A 17,413-nucleotide genomic window follows, 5' to 3' on the forward strand; every position below is an offset into this window, starting at 1 on the left:
CCCGCCGCGCAAGGTGCTCGCCTCATTGGTATGACGGTTCTTTGTCGCTTGCCAGCCTCGCGTGGAGTTCGACGTCATAGCGCACGCCGTCGTATTCGAGCTTCTGCCGCTGAAGTCCCTCGACCGCGAAGCCGGCGGCGGCAGCGACCCGGCACGACGCGGGGTTGTTGACCCGGTGGCCCAGCTCGAGGCGGGACAGCTCAGCGTCATCGAAAGCCCACCGCGCCAGAGCCCTGCATGCCTGCGAGGCGACACCCCGCCCGCGGGCCGTGGACGTCGTCCAGTACGAAACCCAGCCGGTGGCATGACGCCGATCGACGGCACCAACGGCGACGTATCCGAGTACGTCGCCTCCTCCGTCAACCACGGCGAAGGCGAAGGCCGCCCCCGCGTCCCATCGCTCCGTCCACGCCGAAATCCACCGTTCCGCAGCGTCCTGCGAGTCAATCGCCGCCTCGGACTGCCCACGCATCAAAGGGTCTGCAAACGCACTCATCACCGGGCGGGCATCCAGCGCGGCCCATCGACGCAGCAGCAGCCCGGATGGAGTCTCTACGTGATCACGCATGGCCGGAGTCTCGCCCAACACAGGGCCAGTGTCACTCCGTTTCTCGCAGAGTTCAGGTTCGAAACACTCACTCAGTACGTCAGGAAGTGGGCACGTTTCATCACACCCCGGGTCCTGGGGGTGGACGACTTCGCGCTCTACGGCGACACCTACGGCACGATCCTGGTCGACGCCACCACCAGGCTTCCACTGACCCTCTGGGAAGGACGTGAGGCGGAACGGCTGGGCCGGTGGCTGCGTCAGCACCCAGGTGTTGAGGTCGCCTGTCGCGACGGTTCCCTCGCCTACCGCCAGGGCATCACCGCCGGCGCCCCGGATGCCGTGCAGGTCAGCGACCGCTTTCACCTCTGGCAGGGCCTCTCCCGCCGAGTTCAGGACATCGCCTCCGCCCACCGCGGATGCCTGCCCGCAGCGCTCCCCCCGATGAGCGAGACCGATCCCGCACCGGTCGAGGAGCCCGTCGAGAACACCGCCGCGGACACACGAGCCGGGCGCCACGCCCGAAGGCTTTTCGAGGCCGTGCAGGTTCTGACCCGTTCCGGTCGGAGCCACAGCTCCGTGGCCCGGGAACTCGGCCTGGACCGCCGCACGGTCGGCAAATACGCCCGGGCCCACACCTGGCAGGAGGTGATGCGCCGCCCGCCCGAAAGCCCTCCAGTCTGGACCCCTACTTCGACTACCTGCAACAACGCTGGGACGAGGGACAGCACAGCGCGAAGATCCTGCACGAGGAACTCCAGACCAAGGGATTTCTCGGCCACTACCAGCGCGTGAAAATGGTCGTCGCGCCACTCAGGCGGGGCCTGCCCCTGGACGAGCCACGCGAGCGGCCACCCTCGCCGCGTGAAACAGCCCGCTGGATCACCACCCACCCGCACCGCCGGAACCTCCACATCAACGACCGCCTGCCCCGGCTCCTCGACCACTGCCCTGAACTCAGGCAGACTCACGACCTGGTCCGCCAGTTCGCCGCCATGCTTGACAACCACGACGCGACAGCACTCCTGGGCTGGCTGGACGCCCTCGCAGACAGCGGTCTGGCCCCTCTTGTCGGCCTTGCCCGATCCCTGCGCGAAGACCAGCACTCTGTCGCGCACGGAATCACCACCCCTTACAACTCCGGGGTCAACGAAGGCCACATCACCGACGTCAAATCGCAGAAACGCCTGATGGCTGGACGCACCGGCGTCCCGCTCCTCCGCCACCGCGTCGTTCTGATTGCTCACCTCCGCCGCCGCTATGCAGACCGAGACGTCCCCAACCTGATGCGGCGCGGGCCGAGGACTCATCCAGTTGATGCACCGCCGGCATCCAGACGCTCAGATGACTCGAGCAGGTACCCGGGCAGCTTGGAGTCTGCCGCCAGTACCTCGATGCCGATGAGGCGTCCTTGCTCGTCGAAGTCCAGGTTGATCATGCCGCCGACCTCCACCGGATCGCAGGGGTACATGCGCGAGGATCTGGTGCGAACCTGCGGATCGGTGAGGTAGACGTACGCTGCGTTCGCGGTCTTGTCGTACGTGACTCTGAGGTCTGCCACGGCTGTCACGCTCCCTTGGTATGGCTGGTGTCGGCACAGTCTCTGTACCTACCGGAGCTCGGTCGGACAGATGCTGAGGCGGCAAGCTGCAAGACCAGGAAAGCCTGGACGGTGTCGCATGCGGGCGGTACTGCACACGCTCGCTGAGTTCACCGAAGCCAAGATGATCTCCGGCTACGAAAATCTTGCCAGAGCCACGTTCACGTGTACGCCGACAGTAGAGACCCTGAGCTGGCTATTCAGCTGATTCTCCGGGGTTTCGTGCCGACCTTGTGGTGTGCTGGGCGGGTGTATGCCTCGCCGGTGGCTAGGACGCGTCCGACTTCGTAGCGGGTGGCGGGCCGCTGGTTCTTCGAGCCGAGCGGTCGGCCGGGGCCGGGGCGGGTGGGTTTCGGTGCACCGGCTGGCGTGCCGGTCTTCGCCCGCAGGTTCCTGAACCCCCGCCGAACCCGGGCCGGGGTGAGTCTGTTCGGTTCCGCCGGCCGCTCCCACGGTCGTCGGAGGACGCGCGCGAGCGGGCGGGCGGGCGGGCGAGGCGAAGCTGAGCGTGCGCGGCCAGGACGAGCCAGGTCCAGCGATCGGCGGCCTGCGAGTCTCGCAGTTTCGGGCGGGTCCAGCCGAGCGTCTGCTTGGGCAGTCGGAAGGTGTGTTCCACGTCGAAGCGCCGGAGGAACGCCTGCCAGCACCGGTCGACGTCGTCGGGGCTGGCGCCGGTGCCCAACCAGCACAGCCAGACGGGCTTGTTCACCCCGCCGCTGGGCAGTTTCGCGACCGTCAGGCGGACCACGGTGCCCTCGATGATCGGCAACGGGCCCTCGTGGTCGAGCCACGCTGCCCTGCGGGTGAGCCGCGGGTGGAGCCGGTCCCAGGCTTGGGCGGTCGCGGTCCCGTATCGGTTGGTGTTGGTGACGGTGACCGCGGTGGCCTCGCCCCATGTGGCAGGGTCGCCGAAGACGAACTCGCCTCCGTGCTTGGGCGGGTGGCCGCCTTGCGGCGGGCAGATCCATGGCACGGGGACGGACTTGCGCATGACCCGGTCCGAACGGAGCCGGCCCAGCACCTCGACGGGAAGATCGCTCAGGAGGTGGGCGATGCGGGGCGCGTCGTAGCCGACATCGAGGACGACCAAGATGTTCGGGGCCCCTGCCTGCCACTGGCGGGCTTCCACGAGGCGTTCGACGACATCGCGGACCTGGCTGGCGGTGACCGCGGCCAAGTCGGCGCCGGGCTCCAGCCGGATCGCGTCCAGCAACGCGGTCCACGAGGTCCGACCTCTCCAGCGCCGCGACGATCGAGTACGGCCGGCCGGGCACCATCGGGTGCTTGCCCAGGCCCCGGCCGAAGGTATGACAGAAGGACCGGTCACAGGAGGTGTCGGCGTCCGGCCGCAGCCACGGCGAGACGTCCACCGCCAGCACCAGCACCAGCACCAGCACCAGCCGTCCCTCCCCGGCTCGGGGAAGAGGGACACTCGACAGTGCCCGCCGCAGCCGGGCGACATCCATCCGACCGTGGTTGATCCCCGAGTACAACGCCCCGTGCCCACGCCGATGCTCGGGAGCGAGCGCCAGGTCCACGAGGGTGCGGACCGGACCGTCGGTGCACAGCAGCGCGTCGCACAACTCGAACAGGGCGTCGCCCCGCGCGGTCAGGCACGCGTACAACTCCGAGCGGAACTCCCGCCACCACCGTCAACGCGTCTCGTTCAACCTCGTGCCCGACCGGCCCCACGATCCCGGCCTCCGTACTGCGCTGTCGCTCAGCACAGGATCGGCCCGCGGCCCCTCACACAGCTGGTGAACTGGGAAAACACCGAACAAGTTCGACCGTCGTTCGACGCCGGACCATAGACGACAAGCTAAGAGGTCGTCTCAGTTGGTCAATCTTCGGTAGCAGATGAGGGTGGCGGCGATGCCGGCGAAGGCGAGGAAGTGTTCGGCCTTGCGTTCGTAGCGGCGGTGCAGACGACGACACCCGTTTAGCCAGGCCACCGTCCGCTCCACGGTCCAGCGGTGACGGCCGAGACGCTGGGAAGATTCGATGCCCCTGCGCGCGATGCGCGGCGTGATGTTCCGAGAGCGGAGCCTTACGCAGGTGGTCGTAGTCATAGCCCTTGTCACCGTGGAGTTTGGCCGGACGGCGGCGGCGCGGCCCACGGCGAGAGCGGATGGGCGGTATGCCTCGGACAAGAGGTTCGAGACCCTGGCTGTCGTGGGTGTTGGCGGCGGAGATGCCGATGGAGATGGGCAGACCCGTCCGTTCTGTAATCAAGTGGATCTTTGAGCCTTTCTTGCCGCGATCGACAGGATTCGGGCCTGTCAGCTCCCCCCTTTGAGGGCTCGCATGTTCACGGAGTCGATCGCGCACCTCGACCAGTCCAGCTCCCCGCGGGCGCCGAGCTCGTCCAACACCAGACGATGGAGCTTCGCCCACACCCGCGCTGCGGTCCACTCGGAGAAACGCCGATGGACCGTCTGCCATGAGGCCCCGAAAACTGGCGGCAGCTGCCGCCAGGTGCACCCTGACGTGGCGACAAAGATGATCGCGGCGAGCACAGCACGATCGTCGACCCGCCGACGGCCTCCGCCTTGCGGCCTCGTGGGGATCTGCGGTCTCACAGACCGGAACAACTCCCACAGCCCCTCCGGCACCAACCCCTCAACGAAGGCCATCAAGTACAGCCCCCTCCATCGGTGCCGGAGCCACCGACCTGTCCGCGGCCTTCCAGAGGGCCCCGAATCGCGCCAGGTAGTGCCACACCTTTTTGACCGCCTGGGGGTCATAGAGGCCGGCGAGTGCGGAGTTTCCGAGGATCCAAGGATCCAGCATGCCGTCGATCGCGATCTGCGTGCCCAAGTCGACGTATCCCTGGCCGCGGTAATCGGGGTGACGTCGGAGTTCTTCAACCCCAAGTCGGAAGCCGGGGTGCCACTCCACCGGGCAGCCAAGACGCAGGGCCGCGTCCTCGACCGCCGTACTTCGGTAACAGGGGTCCAGCACCAGCGCCTCCACATCACCTTGCAGCTGGACCGGGCCGTGCACCTGCGCCTCTACGTAGTCGTCAAGCTCGTCCTTACGATCGGCGAGGGCAAGCTCGATAAGCCCCATGCGGGCCGCGACACCGAAATCCGATGGTTCGAGGAAACTGTCCGGGTAGCAGAACGTGCTCCGCGTCAGCGTCTGGGCGGTCAGCCGGAAGTGAGCCGAGCCGAACCGCGGCGCCCCGCCGACCGGCTTGCGGCGGAAGTTCAACGCCCCGTAGACGGGCCGCTCATGAGCGGACGCTTCGTCGTACGCCCCATCGAAGATCCGGCTCTCCCAGCGCCACCGGTCGCCGCCTGGATGCGCGGTCAGGCCGCCATTGCTGGTCCCCGTGACGAACTGCGAGTGGTAGACGCCGCCCTCGGCCATAGCGTCCAGGATCGGCTTGCCGTGCAGCAGACGGTCCGGGTGGAAGTTGAGGGTCACCCGCAATGCCGGTTCCATCGGAGGGCCCGACGCCAGTTCCGCGACATGCCGAAGGGCCCGTTCCTGCGCTGTCTGGGAGGCTGCAGAGCTCATCAGCACAGTGTTCCCCACCCTGATCAACCGGTGCACGCGGATTGCCCACCGACAGCCCGTTCCAGCGTGACGGAGCGTTGATTGATCACCAATCGAGACGATCTCTAAGTGGCTGTTGTTGTTCCGAACTTGAGGAGTGCTGGTCGAACGGGAGTCACCTGAACTGCCGACCCGACCGGTCCTCCCCCGCCATCGTGACCTCCGCGTCCATCACATCGACGGCAGCATGGCCGCGCGCACCGGGTGGATGTCACGGCACCGAGGTGCCCGGCCGCACGGCGCGGCCAGAGCACCCACAGGCACGACGCCTGGCGTACCGCCACCACCAGCGTCCTCGCAGCAGTGCGCAGCTTGTCACCCGAGCGGTGGGAGGCGAGGACGTCTGCAATGGCCAACCGGCGGCGACTGTGAAAATCGCTGTCCGATCTCGGAGCACGGTGATAGACACCTGGCGTGGAAAAGAATCTTGAGTTCCCTGACCTGTTGCGACTGATCGATGAACGGTCGACCGCCTTCCGCGCCGTGGTCGCCGCCGCGCCCGATCTCGACGCGCAGGTGCCGACCTGCCCCGGGTGGACGCTGTTCGATCTGGTGAAGCACCTGGGTGGGGGAGACCGTTTCTGGGCCGCCATCGTCGGCGCGGGGTCTGCCGACGCTCCCCCGGCCGAGGCCGTCGCCGCGCGCGCCGCGCTGGAAGTGCCGCAGGAGCGTGAGGCCCTGCTGGCCTGGCTGGACGCGTCGACGCAGCTTCTGCTGGGCGCCCTGCGCGCCGCGGGACCGGAGAGCGGTTGCTGGACGTGGTGGCCCGCGTCGCAGTCACCGCAGACCGCCGGCGGCACCGCCCGGCACCGGGTCCAGGAGACCGCGGTGCACACCTACGACGCCCAGCTCGCCGGGGGCTCCCAGCAGCCGCTGCCGATCGAGCTGGCACTCGACGGTGTGGAGGAGTTCCTGTTCACCGTCTGCGCAACGCCGAGTGCCTGGCCGCACAAGCCCACGGCCTTCGACTTCCACGCCGCCGAGGGCCGCTCCTGGCGCCTCACCGTCGACGGCGACGGCGCACGCATCACCCGCATCCCCGCTCCCACCGCCGCGACCGGCGAAGACTCGGACGCAGCCGGCGCCTCCGTCCACGGAACGGCCAGTGAGCTGGTCCTCTACCTGTACGACCGGATCCAGGCCGACTCCTTGCACGTTGACGGAGACGCAGGGCTGCTCGACCTGCTCCGCGCCTGGGAGCCGGAGGAGAAGTAGGACGTAGCGGGGGCGGCTGGCCGCGCCTCGAGCCGGTAGGACACGACTCTTCGCCAGGTTCGTCAGTTGCGGCACCGGGCTCAGACCCGCGAGGCGGCCTCGGGGCGTCACCAAGCCGACCGTCTACTTGGATGGCAGTGCGAATCTGTCCGTCCCAGCGATCACGAGAAGCCACGCGACTGCCGTCGTCCCGATCTCGTCGAGAAGTCAGTCGATCGGGTGACTGCGGCGGCTGCCGTGCATGAGAGCAGGGCCTCTTGGTAGCTCGAAGGGTGTCGAATCCAACGTGCGCTCCAGGAGGCCCTGTTGTCGCACTTCTACGGCAACGCGGGAGTGGGGTCCACTTCAGCCACTCTCGCGTGTGACTGTCTGGCTCACAGTTTCGGGAACGCCAGAGACCACGGGGCGCGCGAGCGTCGGTATCCCACCGACATGTCGGACGCCGAGTGGGCGGTGGTCCGGCCACTGCTGTGCCGGTGCCGGGCTGGCTGCGGGGCCGGGGCGGGCAACCGGAGGCATATTGCCACCGCGCGATGCTGGACGCGATCCGCTACCTGGTCGACAACGGCACGAAGTGGCGGGCCATGCCTGCCGACTTCCCACCGTGGGACCGGGTCTACGCGTTCTTCCGGCGCTGGCGCAACCACGATCTTGTCCGCGAGTTGCACGACCGGCTCCGCCGCCTGGTCCGCGAGCGGGCCGGGCAGGACTCGGAGCCGGGCGCGGGCGTGATCGAATCGCAGTCGGTCAATGCGGACGCGGTCGTCGGCTCTGACAGCGGCGGCTTCGACGGCGGCAAGCTGATCAACGGGCGCAAGCGGCACGTCGTGGTGGACACCCTTGGCCTGCTGCTCGCGGTGATGGTCACCGCAGCGGATGTGGGCGACCGCGCCGCGGCCCAGGTCCTGCTACTCACCCGGGTCACTGCCGCACACCACCTGCCGGCCCTGGTCTGGGCCGACGGCGGATACACCGGCAGCGTTCGGGCCGGCCTGGACCACGGTCTACCGCCGGTTCGCCCAGTGGAGCCGGGATCGGATCTGGGCCCGGCTCTATCGCGTGATCCTCGACGAACTCGGGGCGCGGGGTGAGCTGGACTGGTCGCGGTGTGCGACCGACTCGGGCAGTCTGCGGGCGGCGAAAGCGGGCCTTTGACGGGACTGAATCCGGCTGATCGCGGCAAACTCGGATCGAAGATCCACCTGATCTGCGACCAGAACGGGCTGCCGCTGTCCCTGGGTATCTCCGGTGCGAACATGCACGACAGCCAGGGCCTGGAGCCGCTCGTCCGGGGCATCCCGCCCGTCCGCTCCTGCCGCGGGCCCGGCACCCGTCGAAACTGCACGCGGACAAGGGCTACGGCTACGGCTACGGCTACGACCACCTGCGCCGATGGCTCCGCGAGCGTGGAATCCGCCCTCGCATCGCGCGTAAGGGCATCGAGCCCTCACAGCGGCTGGGCCGGCACCCATGGGTGGTCGAGCGAACCGTGTCCTGGTTGGCCGGTTGCCGACGGCTGCACCGCCGCTACGAACGTAAGGCCGAGCACTTCCTCGCCTTCGTCGGCATAGCCGCGGTTCTTATCTCCCACCGCCGCCTCCAGGCAGTGAGTTCGAGCGCCACGAAGTGACAGATTGCCTGTGATCAGGCAGACAGTGCGGTCTTGCGCGATGGTGGACGCCAGATGAAGGCGTTGGCGATCTCGTCCGGGAACGAACGCTGCTGCCATGTGTCGGTGATGTCGGTCCAGTTGCGAAGGACAGCCCTGCCCGCCGCCTTCGGAGTCTCTCGGTCGTAGACAAGATCGAATGAGTAGACACGGTCGTCCTTATCTACGCACTGGCCGAACTCGTGGTCACCCCCGTCCGGGAAGAGATTGACCAGCACGGTCGCCGCCGGGTCGAGTCCCTGATCTTCGAGGAGACTCCTGAGCCGCCTCCAGAGATCGAACGTGCTCGTGCGAAGGAGGTGCGTGTTCTGAACATACACAGCCTGGGACATAGAACCCGATCTTGTGTCACCAGCGCCAGAACCGCCAGTCCTCGCAGACGGACAGCTCAAAAGAAACGACGCCTTAGGGCTCGTCCGGCGGATCATGGGCCGCGCCAGGGCCGGACCGAGGCGAGGGCCGGCCAGTGCCCTAATCGTGTTGACCGCCCCAGGCAGGCAGTGCTGGAGTCGGCACGTGGACAGCATCCCCGCCAACCGGCGGCTCTGGAACCGAATCAGCAGCGCCTACCAGCATGAGCACGACCCGCAAATCGGCGCCACACCCCGGCTGTGGGGCATGTACTCCATCCCCGACGCGCACCTCCACGCCCTGGGTGACGTCACCGGCAAGCGCGTCCTCGAACTCGGCTGCGGCGCCGGCCAGTGGTCGAGGGCGCTCGCCGCCGAGGGCGCCACCGTGGTCGGGCTCGACCTGTCCGAAGCCCAACTCGCCGCAGCGGCCGACGCGATGGGAGCGGCCCGCTACCCGCTGGTGCAAGGCGCCGCCGAATACCTCCCCTTCGCCGACGACAGCTTCGACCTGGTGTTCTGCGACTTCGGTGGGCTCAGCTGGGCGCCCCCGCACCTGGCCGTCCCGCAGGCCGCACGCGTCTTGGGCCGGGGCGGGCGCCTGGTGTTCAACGTCGCCAGCCCATGGTTCGAAGCTTGCTACGACGAAGCCGCCGGCCGCGTGACCACGACGCTGCAGAAGGACTACTTCGGGCTGAACACCATCGCCGAAGACGGCGGCGCGACCAGCTATCAGCTCACCTACGGCGACTGGGTCCGGGTCCTGCGCGGCGCGGGACTCATCATCGACGACCTCATCGAGCCGCGGCCCGAACTCGGAACACCCAACGGCTACAACGAAACCGACCCACCCGACTGGGCACACCGCTGGCCGGCGGAACTGCTCTGGGTAACCCACAAACCGTAAGACGTCGCGGGTAGCGGCGGTTACGCCGGGAGGACTACGCCTCATCGCCGCCCAGGTGGACGGGCCGGGTACGCGGATGCCCGCCACCCGGGCGGTGGACACGGATGCGTTCCATGACCGGGATGAGCTGCGGGGCGCCGCCCGCTGGCCCTGCGTGATCAGCAGCGCCAGCGGGCGGCGTCCGCCTTCACCGGCCAGGTGGATCTTGAGGTCAGGCCGCCTCGGGAGCGTTCGAGTCCCTCGTCCGGGCGGTGTGCCGGGGCGTGCTTCTTTTCCCGGCACCCGCGGAGGTCCCCTGCGCGCTCCCGCCGCATGCTGATGACTCCGGCAGGACGTGCCGTCCACGCTCACCATCGACCAGCCGATACGGCCCTCGGCATCAGCGTCGGCCGGCACGGCCGCGAACATCTTGTCCCAGTGCCGTCCGCCGACTCAGCCACGTCCCGCAGCTCTCCCCGTTCCACCGCATCAACGCCGTCGCCTGAGTCTCTGGCTCAAGCCGGAAATGAAACAGTAGTGCCCGTCGGCTCCGGCAACAGTGCACGGTCGCTGCCGCGGAAATCGGCATGCGGTTGAAATTCGGTCGTCCTGTCCGTCGTTCGCCGGGCCCAGGCCCCGACCGGACCGGTGCCCGCCACCGTGCCGTACCAGCCGGCCTCTGCTGAGGGGCCCGGCTTCACGACGTGCGGTGTCGCGGTCCTTCGTGATCTCTGGTCAGATCGCGGCGGTGAGGAGGTCACTCAAGGGCTGGGCGGAGTCCGTTCCTGAGTGGCCGAGGGGCGCGTCGAAGCTCCAGACGAGGAAGAGCAGGAAGACCACCAGGGCACTGAAGGTGGTGGCCAGCAGCAGTTCGCGCGCAGAGCGGCGGATCTGCAGGGTGTAGAGCAGGCCGAGGGTGACCAGGGCACCGGCGAGGAGGCCGAACCAGAGGGCTGCGGGCAGAGTGGTGCCGGAGGTGTCCAGGCGCTGGTGACGGGCGTCGTCCGCCGCCGCCACCTGGTCCAGGAGCGGCTGGTAGGCCTGGGCCTGGAGCTCGTCCGCCGGGGTGCGATGAGCGATGTCGCTCCGGATGCGGCCCAGCAGTTCGGCGCCGGTGCCGTCGACGGGCAGGTCGTCCTTCAGAGCGGGCCATTCGGCGTTGACCGCGTGTCGGGCGTAGGCGTCGATGTGTTCCTTGATCTGTGTCCGGAAGGCGGCAGGGTAGACGTCCAGGCGCTGATCGATCTCGTACAGGGCCTGAGCCTCGCGCTGGACGGTGTCCTCGGCCGCGGTACGGGCCTCCCACACACCGGCGATCGCCAGTCCGAGCACGATGGCGTAGACGACGCCGACCATCATGACCATGTACTCCAGCACGTCCGGTGTCTCGGAGGTGTCTTCGTCGACGGCCACGCGGCGGTGCCGCAGAACGGTCGCCGTGACGACGAGAACGCAGACCAGGACCGAGGCCAGGGTGTAGACGAGCCATTCCGGCATTGCACAACTCCAGGACGAGCGGGGCGATGTGTATGAGGTACGGGGGCGGACGCGGTGGGCCGGTCAATGACCCGGCGGCCGGACGAGAGGCAGATGGTCAGCCGCGGCCGCGGCGACGGGACCCGGGCCGCAGGACGGCCGCGGCCAGAACAGCCGGCAGGGTGATCACGACCGTGGACATGGTCATCGGGAGCGTGGCCGGAGCGGGACGGGACGGACCACCCGTGTAGTGCGAGCGCGGCTCCCACCGGAATCCGTTGGGCGCTTGCGCCGGAGCGGGGGTGGTGATGCTCGGCACCGGGGGCGCTGGTGGTGCCCACTCGGGGCCGGGTGCCGGGGGTGCCGCGGGTGCCGCGGGTGCCGCGGGTGCCGGGGCGGCTGGTTCCGGAGCGGCTTCCGGTGGCGAGAGCTCGGGCGGCCTTGGCGGCGCCGGCTCGGGGGCCGACAGGGGCGGAGGCGGTGGTGACGGCCGCGACGGAGGAGGCGGCGCCGTGGGCGACGGGGTCGTCGGAGCGCACGTGGGGCGCGGGGCTCCCGTCACCCCGTCGCCGTAGCCCATGTCGACCCACACGTCCGGGGCACACACCACCAGGTGATCGCGAGTGGGAGAGTGATCCATGATTACGGCCACGTCTCCGTGGTGCGGCAGCGGGCACAGCGCCGCTGCAGCCCCGAGACCGACACTGATCCAGCCACCCACTCGTCATTCCTCCCCGTGACGACCTGACGTCGGACACGCGTTCAGGGCGCGAGAGGGCGGTTGTTCCACTGCCCTCGGAGCTGCCAATGCGGGTAACGATCATGAGCCCGGCCAGTCACGGAGACCGGACGTGCCGCCTGCCATCGGGGTGAATGCATCGCCACAAGGCCATACCTCGGCCACAGCAAGCGGAGGGAAAGGGCCCCGTCGGCATGGCGGTGGGGTAGGGAACCACGCCTCCGGCAGCGGGCTCCCCGCCGCCGCTGGCCGGATCGTGCTCAGGCCCGCACGCCTCCGCACTCCGGGGGCCGCCCGGGCCGCTGGCACCGGGGTCCGTGCCGCGTTTCACTTGAAGGTGTTGGAAGGTGCCGCACCCGCGCTCCGGGAGGTTCCGTGAACACGCACACACCGCCCCGTTTCGACCCCACCCGCGTCCCCCACCTGTCGGGCCTGTTCGCGCCGGTGACGGAGGAGGTCGACGCCGCCGAGCTAGAGGTGACGGGCGAGATCCCGGCCGCCCTGGACGGCTTGTACCTGCGCAACGGGCCCAATCCCCGCTTCACGCCGATCGGCTCGTACCTGTACCCCATCGACGGCGACGGCATGCTGCACGGGGTGTGGCTCTCGGAGGGCCGCGCCCGCTACCGCAACCGCTTCGTGCGCACCCCCGCCCTGGAGGCCGAGGAACGGGCCGGGCGGGCTTTGTGGGGAGGCCTGGAGTCGATGATCGTGCCGGATGCCGAGCAGGTCGGACCGCAGCTGGCGGGGACCTTCCGGGAACTGCCCGACATCAACGTCGTACGGCACGGGGGCCGGATGCTGGCCCTCGCCGAGTCGGACTGCCCGTACCGGATCGGCGCCGGGCTGGAGACCCTCGGCCGCGAGGACTTCGAAGGGGCCCTGCCTGCGGGGATCACCGCCCACCCCAAGACCGACCCGGTCACGGGCGAGATGGTCGTCTTCTGCTACGGCCTGGAGCCGCCGTACCTGACCTGGTCGGTCATGGGCCGCGACGGCACCGTCACGAGCGGGCCTACTCCCGTCGACGGCGTGGACGAGCCGATGATGATCCACGACATGGCCCTGACCGGCCGCTACGCCGTCCTGGTCCTCGCGCCCGCCTTCTTCGACCTGGACGCGGCCATGGCGGGCGGCTCGTTCCTGGACTGGCGGCCCGAGCGGGGTACCCGCGTGGTCCTGATCCCCCGCGACGGCGGACCGCCGCGCTGGGCGGCCGACGAGGCGTTCTGGCTGTGGCACACCGTGAACGCCTACGACGACGGCCCCGGCGCGGACGCCCCGGTGGTCCTGGACTACGTGCAGTGGAGCCGGCTGACCGTCGGCAGCGCACCGGGGGCGGCGCAGGACCCGGTCAGCGGCGGTCTGGCACGGGCGCGCATCGACCCCGTGGCAGGCACCATGACCCGCACCCTTCTGGACGACGCCCGAGTGGAATTCCCTCGCATCGACGACCGTCTCATCGGCCGGCGGCACCGGCACACCGCGCTGGCCGCCTCGACCGGCCGGACGGACCTGCTGCCGGGCGAGTACGACGCCGTGCGCTTCCACGACGTGCGAACGGGGGCCGCCCTCGTCTGGGACGCCGGAGACCTGTCGGTCGGCGAACCGGTCTTCGCTCCCGAGCCGGGTACCGACTCCGAAGAGCGGGGCTACTGGCTCACCTTCGCCACAGACCGCACCGACGGGTCGAGCTGGTTCCTGGTCGTGCCTGCCGAGGACCCGGCTTCCGGGCCGGTGGCGCGCGCCCGCGTCCCCGTCCGGGTCCCGCTCGGCCTGCACGGCTGCTGGCTGCCCACCGAAGGCGGCCGAGCCGCCGAGCACGGTGCGCCGTCCGCTGCGACGTGACGGACAGCCGGGGTTGCTGCCCGGCGCGGCCTCCGCTGGTTCCCACCGTCAGAGCCTTGGCTGGCCGCGGAGACGAGACGGCGTGCCTCTAAGGTAACCGGCATGACGAGCGCAGCCGGAGAACTGGTGGGTGGGCGTTACCGACTGGTCGACACGATCGGTCGCGGCGGAATGGGCCGAGTTTGGCGTGCTCACGATGATCGCCTCGACCGTGAAGTGGCGGTCAAGGAAGTGGTGGTGCCGGACGACGCGGCATCGGGTCTGCGGTCCGAACTGATCGCGCGGACAGAGCGGGAGGCGCGGGCCGCAGCCCGGCTCCGGCACCCCGGTGTGGTGGCCGTGCACGACGTGGTCCACCACCGTGGCGTTCCGTGGATCGTCATGGAGTTCGTCTCCGGCCCCTCACTCGGGGAACTGATACGGACACAGGGCCGCCTCGGCTGGGAGCGCGTCGCGTCCCTCGGCATCGGGATCGCGGATGCCCTCGCGCACGCCCATGCCGCCGGAGTGGTACACCGTGATCTCAAGCCCGACAACGTCCTCCTCGCTGGTGACCGACCGGTCATCGCCGACTTCGGCATCGCCCGGCTCCTCGACGCCACCCAGCACCTGACGGCGACACACACCGTCATCGGCACACCCCAGTTCATGCCTCCGGAGCAGCTGGAGGGCCGCCGCGTCGAGGCTCCGGCAGACCTGTGGGCCCTCGGCACCACGCTGTACGCGGCAGTCGAGGGACGGCCTCCCTTCGACGGGCCCACCCTGACCGCTGTCATCGCGGCCGTGCTGACGCAACCTGCTCCGGCGCCGGCACAGGCCGGGCCGCTGGCGCGGCTGCTCGGTGAGCTTCTGGACAAGGACCCGTTGGCGCGCCCCGACGCCCGAGTCGCCGCGCAGAGGTTGCGAGCCCTCTTGGGCGCGGCAGGTGGGCCCGAAGCCCCCGCGCGGCACACTCCCACGGTGGTGGACCTCGGCCCTGCACCCGATCCCATACCCGATCCCGGTATCAGTCGCGGGTTCGCCGACATGCCCACCGCCGCCGCCGTTCCGGACGTGCCCGAAGGCGCTCCGCGTCGCACGGATGCGCCCGGCCCGCGCCGCCGCAGCGTCCTGCTGGGCGGACTGGCCGCGCTGGCCGCGGTGGGAGGAGCGACCGCCCTCGCGATGCGGCAGTTCACCGGCGACGAGGCCAAGGCACCCCCGCCGTGGACCGCGTTGACCGGCGCTCAGAACCCCGTGCTGTCCCTGGCGTTCAACCCCGCCGGCACTCTCCTGGCCGGGGGGTGCGCGGACGACACCGTACGGCTCTGGGACGTGGCCGGCGGCACGCTTGCCGCCACCCTCGACGTACCACCGGACCCTTCCCGGGACGACTATCCGATCGAGGTGTACGAGGTCCGGTTCAGCCCGGACGGCAGGACCCTGGCCATCGGCACCAACGGCCCCATACCCCGCGTGCACCTGTGGGACGTGGCGACGCGCGCCCTCACCCGCACCTTGGACCGCCGTGGTCCTGTGTCGAACCCGATCACGTTCAGCCCGGACAGCAAGACCGTCGCGACCAACGGCGACGGCGATGTCCTGCTCTGGAACACGGCCACCGGAGCCCTCGTCGGCACGGCGGGCGGTGACTGGGAAGCGGTGACGGCCCTCGCGTTCAGCCCCGACGGAAAGGCCCTCGCCATCGGTGACGAGGAAGGCAGACTCCGCCTGTGGGAGCCGAGGTCGGACTCGAAGCCCGCAGAGCTGCAAGTCGCGGACAGCAGCGTGCAGTCGTTGGCGTTCACACCCGACGGAAGCGCCGTCATCAGCGGGGGCGACAGGCTGCGCCTGCACAACCGGACGGACTCGAGGATCACGCAGTTGGGCAACGAGAGGGCCGACTGGGTGATGCCCAGCCCGGACGGAGGCTCCATCGCCGCTATTGCCTACGCCGACGGATCCAGCAAGCTGCTCCTGTTGTCCACCACGACCCGAGCCGTCACCGGCGAGGCCGAGGTCGCCGAAGGACTGGGCTCCGTGCCGGTCGCCCTCAGCCCCAACTGGACGAGGCTGGCCACAGGTGGCGACGCCAACTCGGTACGGCTGTGGCCCTTCTCGCCTCACAACCCGCCCGGGTACCTCCACACACCCACGCCCACGCATTCCCCTCATTGACCCCCGACACCAGCGCCCCGCAGCGTCTTCGCAGTGTGCTCACAGGGACCGAGGCCTCGGACGCATATGCCATTGGCCGGGTCGTGCACGACTCTGGCGTACCTGACCGGCGTGGTGGCAGGGTGAACGGCAGCGGCCTTCCGCACCGCTCGCCCGCGGACCTGGCCGCCGGCCCTGCTCCGCGTCGCCCGCGGCAGTCATGGCCGCGCCTGCCTCCCGGCTCCCCACGGGAGGCCATAGGCGCGTTCGGGGAGACAAGCTCACCGCGAAGGCAGGACCCGCGCCGCCGCGTACTCGGCCGCCGCGAACCTCCGTACCGCCCGCCGCAGCCGTGGTTCCCCCACACCGGCCCTGTCGAGAGCACGCTTCCGCATACCGGCCTCCTGCCATCGCCGGCTGCGAGCCTACGACTCCCGGGACGGAAACCCGCAGGTGCCCCGGCCGCCCGCCCGTCAGACTCACGGCAACACACGCAGGGGGCCGAATGCGCGCTGCTTCGGCAGGCTGCGGGGCGCGTGCACGCGCCCTCTCGCCGTTGGCCCACCCGGGCCAACGGCGGGAAGCACCGCTCATGAGCGAACGTCATAGACCACGTCGCTCCATGCTTTCGTGAAGCGGCGCCTACTCCTGGCGTGCGGTACTCGCGGCCCCGTCAGCCCTGTCAGCCCTGTCAGCCCCGTACGACTCGCGGAACACGGTGCGCTCCTGGGCGCGCCGCCCCGGATGGCGGGGCTCGTGCGCCGGGTAGCCGATCGACACCAGCAGGGCGATGGCGAGGTCGTCACGGTCACCGATGCCGATGACCTCCTTCACCTTCTTCTCGTCCCAGCCGTTCATGGGCGAAGTCGCCAGGCCCATCTCCGTGGCGGCAAGCATCACGAAGGAAGCCGCGATCATGGCGTCCTTGACCGCGTACTCCCGGAGCAGACCCCGCTGGTCGAGATCCTCCTGGAACGCCCGTGACGCGTCGGAGAACATCGCGACGAACTCGTCGCTCCAGGCTCCGCCGCACCGCGCCTGCTCGTAGACGTCACTGTGGTCGTCACGCCAGGCCTGAGGCTCGGCGACGAAGACCAGGACGACCGGAGCCTCTTGTGGCTGGGGCTGGCCTCCCGTGGCCCGTGCAAGCCCCGCACGGCCTTCGTCTCCGGACACCGCGACGATCGACCGGTCCTGCAGGTTCCAGCTGGTAGGAGCCTCAGCGGCCAGAGCGAGAAGTGCGTCGATCGCGGTATCCGGGATCGGGTCGGGCCTGTAGTGGCGGACGGTGCGGCGGGTGCGGATCGCTTCCGCGACAGACATCGTTGGAGTCGTCATGTCACTCACTATTGGTGAGTGACTCTCCATCGGAAAGAGGGCACTATT

At 69.5% G+C, this 17,413-nt stretch carries 13 protein-coding genes and 5 pseudogenes; 8 read left to right on the forward strand and 10 right to left on the reverse strand.

What is annotated here, in order from left to right; genetic code table 11:
• Positions 1 to 22: 22 nt before the first annotated feature.
• Entirely contained in the window at positions 23 to 568 is a 546-nt protein-coding gene (locus E0F75_RS00730) for a GNAT family N-acetyltransferase (RefSeq protein WP_187620459.1), read from the reverse strand.
• Positions 569 to 688: 120 nt separating this feature from the next.
• Here E0F75_RS00730 and E0F75_RS00735 point away from each other — a divergent pair, with 120 nt between their 5' ends.
• On the forward strand, positions 689 to 1,342 hold the full coding sequence (locus E0F75_RS00735; protein WP_229312468.1) for a transposase: 654 nt from the start codon (positions 689 to 691) through the stop codon (positions 1,340 to 1,342).
• A gap of 2 nt (positions 1,343 to 1,344) precedes the next feature.
• Positions 1,345 to 1,677 (forward strand): annotated as a pseudogene (locus E0F75_RS00740) (ISL3 family transposase); the annotation flags it as partial.
• A gap of 176 nt (positions 1,678 to 1,853) precedes the next feature.
• On the opposite strand, the gene E0F75_RS00745 reads toward E0F75_RS00740, so the two are convergent.
• From E0F75_RS00745 to E0F75_RS00765, 5 genes and pseudogenes are all read right to left on the reverse strand, one after another.
• Positions 1,854 to 2,117, reverse strand: a complete 264-nt coding sequence (locus E0F75_RS00745; RefSeq protein WP_229312405.1) for a DUF2283 domain-containing protein — start codon at positions 2,115 to 2,117, stop codon at positions 1,854 to 1,856.
• Between the two features lie 230 nt (positions 2,118 to 2,347).
• Positions 2,348 to 3,772 (reverse strand): annotated as a pseudogene (locus tag E0F75_RS00750) (NF041680 family putative transposase).
• A 207-nt stretch (positions 3,773 to 3,979) separates the two neighbouring features.
• Positions 3,980 to 4,541 (reverse strand): annotated as a pseudogene (locus E0F75_RS00760) (IS5 family transposase).
• Entirely contained in the window at positions 4,427 to 4,780 is a 354-nt protein-coding gene (locus E0F75_RS40640) for a transposase (protein ID WP_374115353.1), read from the reverse strand. The pseudogene E0F75_RS00760 and the gene E0F75_RS40640 overlap by 115 nt, the downstream one beginning before the upstream one ends.
• Positions 4,767 to 5,669, reverse strand: coding sequence for a DUF3626 domain-containing protein (locus tag E0F75_RS00765; protein WP_187620460.1), 903 nt, complete (start codon positions 5,667 to 5,669; stop codon positions 4,767 to 4,769). The genes E0F75_RS40640 and E0F75_RS00765 overlap by 14 nt, the downstream gene beginning before the upstream one ends.
• A 453-nt stretch (positions 5,670 to 6,122) precedes the next feature.
• On the opposite strand from E0F75_RS00765, the gene E0F75_RS00770 reads away from it, so the two are divergent.
• From E0F75_RS00770 to E0F75_RS00780, 3 genes and pseudogenes are all read left to right on the forward strand, one after another.
• Positions 6,123 to 6,923, forward strand: a complete 801-nt coding sequence (locus E0F75_RS00770) for a maleylpyruvate isomerase family mycothiol-dependent enzyme (protein ID WP_187620461.1) — start codon at positions 6,123 to 6,125, stop codon at positions 6,921 to 6,923.
• A 533-nt stretch (positions 6,924 to 7,456) separates the two neighbouring features.
• The gene (locus tag E0F75_RS00775) at positions 7,457 to 8,014 is read left to right on the forward strand and encodes a transposase (RefSeq protein ID WP_187620980.1); all 558 of its coding nucleotides are present in this window, start codon (positions 7,457 to 7,459) and stop codon (positions 8,012 to 8,014) included.
• A pseudogene (locus tag E0F75_RS00780) lies at positions 7,896 to 8,553 on the forward strand (IS5 family transposase); the annotation flags it as partial. The gene E0F75_RS00775 and the pseudogene E0F75_RS00780, both read left to right, overlap by 119 nt.
• Before the next feature lie 14 nt (positions 8,554 to 8,567).
• Here the strand turns inward: E0F75_RS00780 and E0F75_RS00785 are convergent.
• Complete coding sequence (locus E0F75_RS00785) at positions 8,568 to 8,924, reverse strand: hypothetical protein (RefSeq protein WP_187620462.1); 357 nt, start codon at positions 8,922 to 8,924, stop codon at positions 8,568 to 8,570.
• A 184-nt stretch (positions 8,925 to 9,108) separates the two neighbouring features.
• Here E0F75_RS00785 and E0F75_RS00790 point away from each other — a divergent pair, with 184 nt between their 5' ends.
• Complete coding sequence (locus tag E0F75_RS00790; RefSeq protein WP_187620463.1) at positions 9,109 to 9,849, forward strand: class I SAM-dependent methyltransferase; 741 nt, start codon at positions 9,109 to 9,111, stop codon at positions 9,847 to 9,849.
• 37 nt (positions 9,850 to 9,886) lie between these two features.
• Here the strand turns inward: E0F75_RS00790 and E0F75_RS00795 are convergent.
• Both E0F75_RS00795 and E0F75_RS00800 read right to left on the reverse strand, forming a co-directional pair.
• A pseudogene (locus E0F75_RS00795) lies at positions 9,887 to 10,245 on the reverse strand (IS5/IS1182 family transposase); the annotation flags it as partial.
• A 318-nt stretch (positions 10,246 to 10,563) separates the two neighbouring features.
• The gene (locus tag E0F75_RS00800) at positions 10,564 to 11,325 is read right to left on the reverse strand and encodes a DUF4239 domain-containing protein (protein ID WP_187620464.1); all 762 of its coding nucleotides are present in this window, start codon (positions 11,323 to 11,325) and stop codon (positions 10,564 to 10,566) included.
• A 1,093-nt stretch (positions 11,326 to 12,418) separates the two neighbouring features.
• Between E0F75_RS00800 and E0F75_RS00805 the strand changes: the two genes are divergently transcribed.
• Positions 12,419 to 13,891 (forward strand): carotenoid oxygenase family protein, encoded by a 1,473-nt coding sequence (locus E0F75_RS00805; protein WP_187620465.1) that lies wholly within the window; start codon positions 12,419 to 12,421, stop codon positions 13,889 to 13,891.
• A gap of 102 nt (positions 13,892 to 13,993) precedes the next feature.
• Positions 13,994 to 16,048, forward strand: a complete 2,055-nt coding sequence (locus E0F75_RS00810; RefSeq protein WP_187620466.1) for a WD40 repeat domain-containing serine/threonine protein kinase — start codon at positions 13,994 to 13,996, stop codon at positions 16,046 to 16,048.
• 621 nt (positions 16,049 to 16,669) lie between these two features.
• On the opposite strand, the gene E0F75_RS00815 is transcribed toward E0F75_RS00810, so the two are convergent.
• Complete coding sequence (locus E0F75_RS00815) at positions 16,670 to 17,365, reverse strand: nitroreductase family protein (RefSeq protein WP_187620467.1); 696 nt, start codon at positions 17,363 to 17,365, stop codon at positions 16,670 to 16,672.
• Positions 17,366 to 17,413 lie beyond the last annotated feature (48 nt).

It is taken from the genome of Streptomyces sp. CB02980, from assembly GCF_014451325.2.
Taxonomy (GTDB): domain Bacteria; phylum Actinomycetota; class Actinomycetes; order Streptomycetales; family Streptomycetaceae; genus Streptomyces.